Origin of the sequence: Citrobacter sp. RHBSTW-00570 (assembly GCF_013739755.1) — a bacterium.
Taxonomy (GTDB): Bacteria; Pseudomonadota; Gammaproteobacteria; order Enterobacterales; family Enterobacteriaceae; genus Citrobacter; species Citrobacter braakii.
Map to the genome: position 1 here is coordinate 1587048 of NZ_CP056399.1, position 13635 is coordinate 1600682.

Sequence of the window (13635 nt, forward strand, 5' to 3'; positions counted from 1 at the left end):
CTCTATTATGTGCCCTGCATAATTAACTGGCAGGCGTTCATGAATCACTTTGATCTCTCTTTCCTGAAATATCTCCAGGACAACAGTCCGCTCTCCGTTGAAGAGGCCGTCGAGCGTTTCGGTAAAACGCTCTCCACGCTAAAACGGACAATGAAAGAGCTCAATGAACTTCTGCCAGAAAATGTCCAGCTACATCAGGATAATCAGTTTATTACCACCCGGATTGGCTACAGCGAATACCGACAGTTTTTAGCGCGCGTCCAGTTTAATCGCTATATCACTACGGCAGAAGAGAGGGTGAAGGATCTCTTTGTGGCGCTCTGTTTGCACGATGTGGTGAATAAAAATGATTATTACAAAAAATTTTATGTCAGTGCGGGAACGGTAAAAAATGATAATCCCGTCATGATGAGCCTGGTGCAGGAACGCGATCTGATTGTGCAAAGTATCCCGCGTAAGGGCTCCCGGCTTGCGGGGGATGAGTTCCAGCTACGGCTGGCGGCGTGCATGACGATACTAAAAACGGTCGAAATTGGTGAGGATCACCGACTTATCGCCCACCAGGCCAATGAGCCGACAGGCCGTTCGATTGCCGAACAGTTTCTTCATGAGTGTGCTGCAGAGATAAACCAGGCGGCAGACTATTACGAAGATAAAATCAGTCCGGTCATCGCCCTGGGATATAACGGCAGAAAATACTTACTGGTCTATCTTAGCCTTGCCCTGCACCGTATCCGCAGGGGACACAGAATTACGGAGAGTTCGGCGGCTAAGTTTTTGACCACCTTTCCTTATGGCGTATTGCCTGATGCGGATGAAAATATCTGTCTGGATCTGCTGATTGCTTCACTGACTTTTACTCATCGCCCCTTCACATTATACGACGCCCGGCTGGTCTCTTACGTTAAGCGCACCTGTCACGCTTTAGCCGGATGTCTGGAAAACACCATTCACAATCAGCACGCCTGGTTTGCGGAGATTTATAATTTTATCTATGCCGCCATCATCCAGAATAAATTTCATCTCTGGTTCGATGATAAAAAGCTCCATGATGTCCAGCGACGCTATCCTGAGCTATGGGAACATGTCCAGTATGCGGTGAAAGAGATTGAACATCACTGGCAAACGACCTTTTCTGCTATTCATCTGGCAACCCTGGTGCTGATTATCAAAAAGTATGCGCTCAAAAATCGGGTTGTTGGCGATAAGAAAAAGCGGGTCATTATTGTGACGAACTCGTCAGAGAGTAAGGTCGGCTATTTTAAAGAGATGCTTTTCTCCCGCTTCCATATTGAAATCCCCGCCTGCATCAACATCAATGAGATTGCGCGGCTTCAGCAGCTCGAATTCGACCTGCTGATTACCTTCACAAACAAGATATCGAGTCATCTCCGCTACGCCGGGTTGGATTATGTCAAAGTGAATTTCTGGCTCACGCAGGACGATCTCCTGTTATTACGCGAAAATGGACTTCCCTCCGCGCGCAAAAAAATACCTGCTGAGGACTTTATTCAGCAGGTTCAGGGAATGAGCCAGGAGGCGTTAAAAATTTTTCTTGATACGCATTACAGTGATATTTTTATTTAGCCAGAGGTTGCGAAACGCCGCGACACCAGACGGCTTCCAGGTTTAACTCTGCACCCAACACGAGAATATCGGCATCTTTTCCTGACGTCAGGCTGCCTTTTCTCGCATCAACACCCGCCAGGATAGCCGGATTAAGGCAGGCAATCTGCGCGGCTGAAACCCAGCCTTTTTCCAGCCTGTCGACCACATTTTTCACGGAGTCCAGAAAGCTCATCTCCAGTTTGCACACTTCGGACCACTCCGTGGGTGAAACCGTTCGGGTCTTTCCGCTGTGGTCGGTGATTTCAAGACAATGATTGTGAATGCGAAACGTCTCCTGGCGCAGGTAATGGTGGAATTCAGATCCTTCGGGAAAATCCACATATCCCAGACAATCACTGACCATGACCAACCGGCGATCTTTTTTCAACCGATAGAGAATGTCGAACACTTCTGGTCGCAACGTGATCCCGCTCTGCTTTGCCACCTCGGCATACGTATTCTGATGGTACATCAGCGCCCCCACCACGCCAGGCTCCCGGTGATGCAGCCCGCGCATGGCGCTAAAGGCATGGGTAAAGTGGGTTAAACCGGCTTCAATGGCGAGGGTGGTTTCATCAAAGGTGGCGTCGGTATGACCGGCTGACACGGTGACGCCTGACTGGCGTAAATAGCGGATTAGCGCCAGGGCGCCCGGCAGTTCGGGTGCGAGCGTCATCAGACGGATATTTCCCCTCGCGGCGTGCTGATAGCGTTTGAACCCTTCGATACCGGGTGGTTGAATCGCGTCCTTGCTCTGCATTCCGCTGTATGCAGGGTTAATAAAGGGGCCTTCCATATGAATACCCACCGCTTCGGCACCATCTTCCGCTTTTGCGTCTGCAATCCAGTCCGCGGCGGTGGAAAGACTCTCCAGCAAGAACGTTTCCGGCTGGGTGGCTGATGTTGCAAGCCACGCGGTAACCCCGGCGTTAACCAGATCCCGGCTCATCGCCTGCAAAGAACGGCGTTCACCTCTCCAGGCAAACGACCCTCTCCCCCAGCCGTGAACGTGAATATCCACAAAACCGGGCATCAGCATGGCATGGCGATAATCGACGATTTTTCCGCGTGGCGTACTGTCGAGGCCAGAAATACGTCCGCTTTCAATATGCAGATAGCCGCTTTCGATTCCATTCGGGGTGACAATGCGTTCACTTGCCAGAGAAAGCAGGGGATCAGCCATTGTCTTTCTCCCATACGCGAGCGGCCGTTTCCTCGGCGATTTCTACGCAAAGGCCGATGTAGTGAGCAGGATCCAGCAGCGTATTAATTTCTGAGTCGCTAAAGTGCTGGCGAATAAGAGGGTCATCACGCAGCACATCAGCGTAGGGGATGCCTTCATGCGTGCTGCGCATTGCCAGTTGGTAGACGCGTTCATGTGCGGCATCTTTGCCCAGCCTTTCCACCAGCTGCATCATGATTTTTTCGCTATTAATAAGACCATGCGTTAACTGCACATTCTGGCGCATACGCCCAGGATTGATGACTAGCGTTCGCGTCAACTCTTCGGCTCGCATCACAATCTCAGCCATTAGCTCCATACTCTCCTGGATATTACCGTCAAAGATAAAGTAAGCGGAGCTGTCTGCTTCGAAGGGACGTGGGCTGACATACAGGCAGGAGGTCATTACTGAGTACAATTTCTGCGCGTTGGCGATGATCCCCTTCGCCAGTTTAGGATTCACTTTTTGCGGCATGGTGCTGCTGCCAACGGTGCCTTTAGTAAAGGCTTCTGAAACTTCGGCAAACTCTTCACTTGAGGTCTGATAAACCTCTTCGGCTATTTTGTGTAACGTCGTCGCCAGCAGGCACAAATTACTGATGTATTCAGTGCGGTAAATGCGCGAGTTGCGGGAGGGAATCGCCATTGAATGCATTCCCAGCTTTTGGGCAACGCTATCCTGAACCCGGCGGCCGGTTTCACCGGTTGCGTGGAAGGCGCCCACGGCTCCCCCCATCATCACGGTAAAGACGCGTTTTTCCGCTTCCTGCATGCGCTGCCGGGCGCTCAGTAACTCATCAATCCACACGGCGGCTTTATAGCCCCAGGTGATGGGCAGCGCGTGCTTACCGTGGGTACGTCCGGCCATAATCGTTGCTTTATGGTCAGATGCCATCTTTGCCAGGTTACGCAGAATATCGTCCACAAAACCCTGCATGATGGTATCGAACTGCTTTGCCAGATAAAGCTGTGCTGTTTGCTGAATATTCTGCGTGGTGACGCCGTAATGCACGTATTTTCCGCTTTCACTGTCACAGGCTTTGACCAGCACTTTGATGACCGGAACGAAGCCGTGACCAATCTCGCGCAGCAGGCGTTCCATTTCCGTCAGGTCAATCTTATCCACGTGGCAGTTAGCGGTAATATTGACTGCGGCGCTGGCGGGGATCATGCCGTGTCCGGCCTGTGCCTGAGCCAGGGCGGCTTCAACATCGAGCCATGACTGTACCCGCGCTGGCTGTGCGAGCAGAGATTTCATTCCTCGATCGTCGATCGTTTTGCTTTTTGAATCATACAGTGCACGCATTACTATCTCCTTGAATTTATTTCGCACCGACGAGGCGGTCGTCTACCGCGTTACGGACAAATTCTACGTGTGGGCCGAATACCACATGAACATGGTTGCTGGAGGGGATAAAGGTTCCCAGCGAGCCAGATTCTTTAAGAATGGCCATGTCCATTTTTTTCTGATCTTTCAAATCAATACGTAACCGTGAAACGCAGTTTTCAACGCGCTTGATATTGTCTGTCCCGCCCAGCCCCTGAATCACCAGTTCGGCGACTTTGTCGTACTCTTTATTGTTCAGTAAGGTGCTGTCAGCGATTTCACTCTCGCGGCCTGGGGTCTTAATATCAAATTTACCGATCGCGAAGCGGAAGACGAAATAGAAGACAACAAAGTTAATCACGCCGAGGATAATTAAATTAATCCATTGGGTGTGTTCATACATCAAACCGAAAATACCAAAATCAAAAATGGTTCCGCGAATATAGCCGATGGAGACTTCCAGTAATTGCAGTGGAATGGTCAATAAGCCACAGAGTACCGCATAGACAATAAAGAGTTTTGGCGCGATAAACAGGAAGGAGAACTCCAGCGGTTCGGTAATATTCCCCAGCATGGCGGTCAGCACCACGGTCAGGATCATCCCTTTGGCAAATTTCTTATTCTTGAAATAGGCCATGTGGTACATCGCCAGACCAATCGCCGGAACGCGGAACAGCGTCGTGAGCATTTGTGATGAGGCAAGATAGCTGGTGAGCGTCGGCATATACTCTTTCCAGGCCGGATGGGTGGGACCAAGCTCAAACAGGATTTTATTGATAGCGGGCAAAATACCGACATAGGTCTGCCCGTCAATCAGGTACGTACCGCCTGCCGCGGTGAAACGCACGGTGGAACTGAGGACGTGGTGCAGGCCAAACGGGATCAGCAGGCGATTGAGCGTCATATAGATACCTGCACCAATGTTGGGTGCCATCATTATTGTTGATATGGCGCGCATACCTGCGGTAAACAGATCCCAGATAAAAGGAATGATCAAGCCGACGGGAATGGAAAAAGCAATGGCTAAGATCGCGACGGATTTTTTACCGCTGAAAAAGGCGAAAGCGAGAGGTAATTGCAGCCGGTAAAAACGGTCGGTTATTTTAGCTGCCAGCAGCCCGGCAATAATGCCGCCCAGCGCTTCGATTTTCAGCGTCTGAATACCTAATACCATTCCCTGTCCGACCAAAGCCATATCCTCTTTCGCCAGCGTACCCGCCAGCTTAAGATGCACATGCATGGCGATAAGCAGAGTCAGGTAAGCCACGACGGACGCAAATACAGCAATCCCTTTTTCTTTTTTAGACATACCGTAGGCGACACCCATCGCGAACAGTAAAGGAATATTATTAAAAACGACGCTGCTGATTAATCCCAGAGAAGAGAGAATTGCTCTGAAAATTTCATTGCCCAGAAAGGGGAGTTTATCAATCATATAGCTCTGCCCTAACGCAGCGCTAATTCCCATGACCATCCCCACAGGCGCCAGTACGGCGATCGGTAATAATAGCGATCGACCGAATGTCTGAATTTCATTCTTAAAATTAGCATTCATAAGTTAATCCTGACGTGAATTCTCTTGAGGATAAGATACGTTCAGGAGATTTTTGCTCAAGGGCAAATAGTGAAAAATAAAAAGCGCAGGATTTGACCATAAAAAAGCAGCCTGCAGGTTAATGCTGGTCACTTAAGGATTGATTAGCTGCAAAGGTATTTTTTATTAAAGCGAAACGGATTGAACTGAAAGTCAGCGTACTGAAGCGATCCGAAGGAAGACGACATAAGGCGAATGGATCACGAAGTGACGATTTTTCCTGCCGGAAGCCTGGGTGGCAAGGGAGACGGTGAGCCTCCCTTGCCCGTTACGGGAATGAGGGGTTCAGAGATATAATGAACATACGGTGAACGGAACCCTTTGCCATTGTTAAAAATTCTCTGTTACCACAGGTTCCTTTTCTTAATGACGATGCCCGTGACCGCCGCGCCCACGACCGCGATGGTCGTCACGGTCATTCCAGCCTTCTCGATAGCCGCGTTCATAAGCTTTGCGTTTATCCCAGCCACGATGGTAGCCGTTGTCATGACGCCACCAGCGATTTTTGCGCCACTCATAGTTATGGTGCCAGTAATCCCGGTCGCGCCAGCGGCCGCCATCCCAGTAGTTACCGTAATTATCGCGATCGCCAATTTGCAATTTTATTGATGGCAGCAGGGTGATTTCGCCAGCGTTCGCGGCCAGCGGTGTAAAAGCCATTAAGACTGCCGCCAGAATCAGTGACCTGAACATGTTTTCTCTCCTTCACGATCGAGCCGTAGCCGGCCTGTTAACGTAATATTACGGGGCAGTAAAGCCCCGTTTCATCGCCACAACTCTTAAATCGCAAGTGAGAGCACTTTTTGTTAATAAATGTGTCTTTATTTCAACCGACTCAGAATGGCATCAATCTCCGCGCACTCTTCAGGCGTAAAGTGACGGTTTGCCAGCATGCCGACGGCATCTTCAATTTGCGCCGGTTTACTGGCGCCAATCAGCACAGACGTGACCTTGTCTTCCCGAAGAACCCACGCGAGCGCCATCTGAGACAGCTTTTGTCCCCGTCGCTCTGCCAGTGCGTTCAGCGCTCGAACTTTTTCCAGTTTTTGTGGGGTGATCTGGTCCGGATTCAGAAAACGGCTGGTGCTTGCGGCGCGAGAATCCGCAGGAATACCGTTCAGATAGCGGTCGGTTAACTGCCCGCCAGCCAGCGGTGAGAAGGCGATACTACCGACGCCTTTTTCCTGTAAAAGCGACAGCAGGCTCTCTTCGACCCAACGCTCAAACATAGAATATTTGGGCTGATGAATAAGGCATGGCGTACCTAAATCGTCGAGTATTTCAATCGCTTGTCTGGCAAGTTCAGCCGGATAGTTAGAGAGGCCTACGTACAGCGCTTTGCCCTGACGGACGATATGATCCAGCGCGCGCATGGTTTCTCTGAGCGGTGTTTCAGGGTCGGGGCGATGGTGGTAGAAGATATCGACATACTCCAGCCCCAGACGCTTCAGGCTTTGATCGAGGCTGGCAATCAGGTATTTGCGTGAACCCCAGTCCCCGTAAGGGCCTTCCCACATGGTGTAACCCGCTTTGGTGGAGATGATCAGCTCATCTCGCCACGGTAAAAAATCTTCCTGCAGGATGCGACCAAAATTTCGCTCCGCTGAACCCGGCGGTGGACCATAATTATTCGCCAGATCAAAATGGGTGATCCCCAGATCGAATGCACGCTGTAACAGCGCCCGACTGTTCTCGACCTGCGTGGTATCACCAAAATTGTGCCACAACCCCAGTGATACAATCGGGAGCTTGAGGCCGCTCTGACCGCAGCGGCGGTACTCCATTGTCTGATAACGATTTTCAGCAGCCTGATAAGCCATATAGCCTCCTGTCAGATAAGGTGTGACTTTGAGTGTATACGTTTACACAAGGCCAGCTGCAATTAAATTTAGGGATGAAAACTGTACATCTTGCTTTCCACCCCCTTCACAGCGACTTTCCTGGACAGTCATCACAGTTCTTCGATACTCAACATGAGGTTACCGTCAGAAGGAAAGCTGTCATGCAAACCCCGTATTCCGTTGCTGATTATCTGCTGGACAGGCTGGCAGGCTGTGGTGTTGGTCATCTCTTTGGTGTGCCTGGCGATTATAATTTGCAGTTTCTTGATCACGTGATTGAACATCCCAGCGTACGTTGGGTCGGGTGTGCGAACGAGTTGAATGCGGCTTATGCTGCGGATGGCTATGCCCGGGTATCCGGGGTGGGGGCGCTGCTCACCACGTTTGGCGTGGGTGAGTTAAGCGCGATTAACGGTATCGCGGGAAGTTATGCGGAATATGTTCCTGTTTTGCATATTGTTGGCGCGCCCTGTCGCGGTGCCCAACGTCGTGGGGAGTTGATGCATCACACCCTTGGGGACGGTGATTTTCAGCATTTTTATCGTATGCAGCAGGCGGTGACGACGGCCAGCGCAGTGCTGGATGAACAAAACGCCTGTTATGAAATTGACCGCGTGCTGCGAACAATGCTCATCGAACGCAGACCGGGCTATCTGATGTTACCTGCTGATGTGGCAAAACAGCGCACCACGCCGCCGAATGACATCCTGATTGTTCCTCTGAGCGAGCCAGAAAGCAGCGTGGCAGAAGCGTTTCGCTACCATGCCCGCGAGCGGTTACTGGACAGCCCGCGCGTAGCGCTTCTGGCAGACGTTCTCGCGCAGCGCTTTGGCCTGCAGCCGGTATTGCAACGCTGGATGGCGGAAACGCCGATGGCCCACGCCACGTTGTTGATGGGCAAAGGACTATTCGATGAGCGTCATCCGGCGTTTGTCGGCACCTACAGCGCTGGAGCCAGCAGCGACTATGTACGTCAGGCGATAGAAGATGCCGACACGATAGTGTGTGTTGGCACACAATTTGTTGACACTTTGACCGCCGGGTTTACGCAACAGCTACCACAGGAGCGCACGATTGAGGTGCAGCCACATGCCTCACGGATTGGAAACCGTTGGTTTAACGTCCCGATGGAGCAGGCGGTAACCACCTTGCGGGAACTGTGTCTGGAGATGTCCTTTTCACTGCCGCCAGAACGCCCGCCAGTTAGGCGTATTCAGGTTGAGAAGGGACCTTTGACGCAGGAAAATTTCTGGCATACGGTGCAGCAGTATCTGGCACCCAATGACATTATCCTCGTCGACCAGGGGACCGCTGCATTTGGCGCGGCTGCGCTCACGCTACCCGGTGGAGCGGAGGTGCTGGTTCAGCCGCTGTGGGGGTCTATCGGCTACGCGCTCCCGGCTGCATTTGGCGCGCAAACCGCCTGCCCGGACCGCCGGGTGATCCTGATTATTGGCGATGGTGCGGCGCAGCTCACCATTCAGGAACTGGGCTCTATGCTCAGAGACGGGCAATCACCCGTTATTTTGCTGCTAAATAATGACGGCTATACCGTGGAGCGGGCCATACATGGGGCAAATCAGCGCTATAACGATATCGCTGCCTGGAACTGGACGCAGGTGCCGCAGGCGTTTCGTCGTGAATGTCAGGCGGAGTGCTGGCGTGTGGAGCAGGCGGTACAACTGGAAGAAGTGCTGGCCCGTTTGTCCCATCCGCAACGATTGTCGTTAATTGAGGTGGTGCTACCGAAAGCCGATCTTCCTGAGCTATTGCGCACGGTGACCCGTGCGCTGGAAACGCGTAACGGAGGCTAACTACTTATCGGTACGCTCGGCGACCATTATCGGTTTGCCCGCCAGCAGCAGCCAGGCGGGCAGCATGACGATGCACAGTAGCGGCAGCAGGGTGGAATCTGGCACCACCACTGCTGCCATAAACAGGCTCAGCCAGGCGTCACGGGTGACGACCAGCACCAGTCCAAGAATCGCGCAGGAGACGGTAATGGCCGCAGGCACTGCTTCAACGTGGGCGTGCAGCATCAGGCCAAGCGCGACCCCAACGAATACTGCCGGGAAAATTCGCCCGCCGCGAAAACCACTCGCAGCTGCAACCACTAATGCCGCCAATTTGATCACGGCGAGCATGAAATAATCCGATGCTCCCAGCGTCTGGCTAAATGCCATTTGCTGCATTTCGTCCAGTCCTTTAAACAAGGTAAGCGGTCCGCCGAAAACGCCTAAAATGCCGAGGATTAAGCCGCCAGCCCCAAGAATCAGGACCGGGTGTTTCAATCGATGCATTAAATGGTGTAAACGCGGCAGACACCAGACAGCCACCATCCCGGCGGCAATGGCGATGGCGGCAACGACCGCACCGCTGAGGATATCGATCACGTGCATCTGCGTGTAGTGCGCGATGGGCAGTGAAAAATGGGGGTGAAAAAACAGACTGGTGGTCAGCGAGCCCGCGGCGGCGGCCATTAACGGTGCAAACAGGCGATCCCACAAAGGAACATTGTCCGAGCTATTCAGCGTTTGTGAAAAGACCAGCGCGGCGGCAACGGGGGTGCCAAATAGCGCGCCGATGGTGCCGGCAGAGGCGAGGATGGTCCAGTCCAGCTTAGCAATGCGGGGAAACATACGGCTGCCGAGCGCCACAGCCAGTGCGATATTCACGGTCATGATCGGGTGTTCCGGACCCAAACTGACGCCACCCGCCAGGCCGAGGATGAGCGCTGCCAGCAAGCCCGGAATTGCTGAGGTGGGGACCGGCATTCCAATTAACGGCTCACAGGCAGGATCCGGTCCCGCGTGACCCTGGCTGTAGCGAATAACTAACCCGACCATAATCCCCGTGAGCGTCAGCATGCCGATAATCCACAGCGGAGAGTCCTGGGCAATACCGATGCTAACGGGCAGGCGTTCCCACAAAAATTGCTGTAAAACGGACGCCACTTTCATCACAACGATCAACACCAGGCTGGAGGCAATACCAATAATTAGCGCAGGAGTTGATAGCAAGAGCATCGTTCTGGCTCGTGGATGAAGCATATTCTATTCCTTAAAACAGAGTCATAGACATAGTTTGCACAGCCTGCGCAACCGCATCGCTGCAAATGGTGCTGAAACGATAAAGTAATTATGTGATCTGGATCGATTTTCCACGGGCATCAGCCTTCAGGACGTTGTTGTTATGCCCCCATGAATTTACAGTGTGGCAAAGATTTATTCTGACTTTAGCGGAGCAGTGGAAGAATGACAAAATATGCTTTAGTAGGTGATGTTGGCGGCACCAACGCGCGTCTTGCTCTGTGCGACATTGCCAGCGGCGAGATTTCGCAGGCAAAAACCTATTCCGGGCTGGATTACCCAAGCCTCGAGGCGGTAGTACGCGTATACCTGGATGAGCATAGCGTCAGCGTTGAGGATGGTTGTATTGCCATTGCCTGTCCGATTACCGGTGACTGGGTGGCAATGACCAACCATACCTGGGCATTCTCTATTGCTGAGATGAAAAAAAATCTGGGCTTCAGTCATCTGGAAATCATCAATGATTTCACCGCCGTGTCGATGGCGATCCCGATGCTGAAGAAAGAGCATTTGATCCAGTTTGGCGGTGCGGAACCTGTTGAAGGCAAGCCGATTGCTGTCTATGGCGCAGGTACCGGACTCGGCGTGGCGCATTTGGTGCATGTAGATAAACGCTGGGTGAGCTTGCCTGGTGAAGGCGGTCACGTGGATTTTGCGCCTAACAGCGAAGAAGAAGGGATTATCCTTGAGGTCCTGCGTGCGGAAATTGGTCACGTTTCCGCAGAGCGCGTACTGTCAGGTCCGGGGCTGGTTAATCTGTATCGCGCCATCGTCAAATCAGACGGGCGCCTGCCGGAAAATCTGCAGCCGAAGGATATCACCGGGCGTGCGCTGGCTGATTCCTGTATCGACTGTCGTCGCGCGCTGTCGCTGTTCTGCGTCATCATGGGGCGTTTTGGCGGCGATCTGGCATTAACGCTGGGCACGTTTGGCGGTGTGTACATCGCTGGCGGCATCGTACCGCGCTTCCTCGACTTCTTTAAAGCTTCGGGTTTCCGTGGTGGTTTTGAAGATAAGGGGCGTTTTAAAGCCTACGTACAGGATATTCCGGTATATCTGATCGTGCATGATAACCCGGGCCTGCTTGGTTCCGGTGCGCATCTGCGCCAGACGCTGGGCCATATTTTGTAAGACCAATGCCGGACGGTGCACAGCGCTTATCCGGCTTACATATATCCCGCAAAACCGCGTTTATTACGCGGTTTTTTTATGCCTGCCGCCCGCCTTTCCGACCTTCGTCACATTTCCGAATGGCGGGATTATTTGTCCAGTAAAAGCATTATTTGTCTGATAACGGTCGTTACTTTCCCCGGACCATAATTTCACTCGTTAACTATTACGAGGAAATGATTATGAGCAAAAAACTGATTGCCGTTTGCGCGTGCCCAATGGGGCTGGCCCATACCTTTATGGCGGCTCAGGCGCTGGAAGAAGCCGCGGTTGAAGCGGGTTATGAAGTGAAAATTGAAACCCAGGGTGCGGACGGAATTCAAAATCGCCTGACGGCGCAGGATATCGCAGAGGCAACGTTGATCATCCATTCTGTTGCCGTTACTCCGGAAGATAACGAGCGTTTTGAGTCGCGTGACGTCTACGAAATTACGTTACAGGACGCGATAAAAAATGCAGCCGGCATCATCAAAGAGATCGAAGAGATGGTTGCCGCTGAACAACAATAATTATCGACAGGGAATTACGTATGGCCATTAAAAAACGCAGTGCAACCGTTGTGCCTGGCGCATCTGGTGCGGCAGCGGCAATAAAAAATCCACCGGCCTCCCACAATAGCTTCTGGGGCGAACTTCCGCAGCATGTGATGTCGGGTATTTCGCGCATGGTACCGACGTTAATTATGGGCGGGGTAATTCTCGCCTTCTCGCAACTGATCGCCTATAGCTGGCTCGATATTCCTGCTGACACCGGCATCATGGATGCGCTGAACAGCGGAAAATTCAGCGGTTTTAATCTCTCATTACTGAAGTTTGCCTGGCTGTCGCAATCTTTTGGCGGCGTGCTGTTTGGTTTTGCTATTCCGATGTTTGCCGCGTTTGTCGCCAACTCTATCGGCGGTAAGCTGGCGTTTCCGGCGGGGTTCATTGGTGGACTGATGTCCACTCAGCCCACACAGATACTGAATTTTGACCCAGCGACGCTGCAATGGGCAACCAGTACCCCCGTCCCGTCAACCTTTATTGGCGCGCTGATTATCTCGATTGTCGCCGGGTATCTGGTGAAGTGGATGAATCAAAAAATCCAGTTGCCTGATTTCCTGCTGGCATTCAAAACCACCTTTTTACTGCCCATTCTTTCCGCGATCTTCGTCATGTTGGCGATGTATTACGTGATAACGCCGTTTGGCGGGTGGATCAACGGCGGAATTCGTTCTCTGCTTACGGCGGCTGGAGAGAAAGGCACGCTGATGTACGCGATGGGGATTTCTGCGGCAACGGCGATTGACCTCGGCGGTCCGATTAATAAAGCCGCAGGATTTGTCGCCTTCAGCTTTACTACCGATCACGTTCTGCCGGTAACCGCACGCTCTATTGCCATCGTGATTCCTCCAATTGGCCTCGGGTTGGCTACGCTTCTCGACCGGCGCTTAACTGGCAAACGCCTGTTCAGCGCACAGCTCTACCCGCAAGGGAAAACGGCAATGTTCCTCGCGTTTATGGGCATCAGCGAAGGGGCGATCCCGTTTGCGCTGGAAAGCCCCATCACGGCAATTCCATCCTATATGGTTGGCGCTATTGTCGGATCGACGGCTGCCGTCTGGCTGGGGGCGGTGCAGTGGTTCCCGGAATCGGCCATCTGGGCATGGCCGCTGGTCACTAACCTCGGCGTCTATATGGCGGGGATCCTGTTAGGTGCGGTGATTACGGCGCTGATGGTGGTGTTCCTGCGCAACATGATGTACCGCAAAGGCAAATTGCTGATTGAAAGCCTCTGATTAAAAG

At 52.4% G+C, this 13635-nt stretch carries 11 protein-coding genes; 5 read left to right on the forward strand and 6 right to left on the reverse strand.

Features of this window, described 5'->3' with window-relative positions; all coding sequences use genetic code 11:
* Positions 1-39: 39 nt before the first annotated feature.
* Complete coding sequence (locus HV237_RS07480; protein WP_047358787.1) at positions 40-1587, forward strand: hypothetical protein; 1548 nt, start codon at positions 40-42, stop codon at positions 1585-1587.
* Here the strand turns inward: HV237_RS07480 and HV237_RS07485 are convergent.
* From HV237_RS07485 to mgrA, 5 genes are all read right to left on the reverse strand, one after another.
* Entirely contained in the window at positions 1580-2791 is a 1212-nt protein-coding gene (locus HV237_RS07485) for an amidohydrolase family protein (protein WP_047358786.1), read from the reverse strand. The genes HV237_RS07480 and HV237_RS07485 overlap by 8 nt on opposite strands.
* Positions 2784-4136, reverse strand: coding sequence for an adenylosuccinate lyase family protein (locus tag HV237_RS07490; protein ID WP_181541760.1), 1353 nt, complete (start codon positions 4134-4136; stop codon positions 2784-2786). Before HV237_RS07490 ends, HV237_RS07485 begins: the two co-directional genes overlap by 8 nt.
* Before the next feature lie 16 nt (positions 4137-4152).
* Positions 4153-5712, reverse strand: coding sequence for a PTS transporter subunit EIIC (locus HV237_RS07495; RefSeq protein WP_019077337.1), 1560 nt, complete (start codon positions 5710-5712; stop codon positions 4153-4155).
* A 402-nt stretch (positions 5713-6114) separates the two neighbouring features.
* Entirely contained in the window at positions 6115-6444 is a 330-nt protein-coding gene (ypeC, locus tag HV237_RS07500) for a DUF2502 domain-containing protein YpeC (RefSeq protein ID WP_016153906.1), read from the reverse strand.
* Between the two features lie 128 nt (positions 6445-6572).
* Complete coding sequence (mgrA, locus tag HV237_RS07505; protein ID WP_016153905.1) at positions 6573-7571, reverse strand: L-glyceraldehyde 3-phosphate reductase; 999 nt, start codon at positions 7569-7571, stop codon at positions 6573-6575.
* 182 nt (positions 7572-7753) lie between these two features.
* Between mgrA and HV237_RS07510 the strand changes: the two genes are divergently transcribed.
* Positions 7754-9406, forward strand: coding sequence for a thiamine pyrophosphate-binding protein (locus HV237_RS07510; RefSeq protein ID WP_047358784.1), 1653 nt, complete (start codon positions 7754-7756; stop codon positions 9404-9406).
* Here the strand turns inward: HV237_RS07510 and HV237_RS07515 are convergent, their stop codons facing one another.
* Positions 9407-10642 (reverse strand): ion channel protein, encoded by a 1236-nt coding sequence (locus HV237_RS07515; protein WP_047358783.1) that lies wholly within the window; start codon positions 10640-10642, stop codon positions 9407-9409.
* A gap of 204 nt (positions 10643-10846) precedes the next feature.
* On the opposite strand from HV237_RS07515, the gene glk reads away from it, so the two are divergent.
* The 3 genes from glk (at position 10847) to HV237_RS07530 (ending at position 13628) form a co-directional block, all read left to right on the forward strand.
* Positions 10847-11812 (forward strand): glucokinase, encoded by a 966-nt coding sequence (gene glk, locus HV237_RS07520; RefSeq protein ID WP_016153902.1) that lies wholly within the window; start codon positions 10847-10849, stop codon positions 11810-11812.
* Positions 11813-12033: 221 nt separating this feature from the next.
* The gene (locus HV237_RS07525) at positions 12034-12360 is read left to right on the forward strand and encodes a fructose PTS transporter subunit IIB (RefSeq protein ID WP_003028254.1); all 327 of its coding nucleotides are present in this window, start codon (positions 12034-12036) and stop codon (positions 12358-12360) included.
* Between the two features lie 20 nt (positions 12361-12380).
* Entirely contained in the window at positions 12381-13628 is a 1248-nt protein-coding gene (locus HV237_RS07530; RefSeq protein WP_047358782.1) for a PTS fructose transporter subunit IIC, read from the forward strand.
* Positions 13629-13635 lie beyond the last annotated feature (7 nt).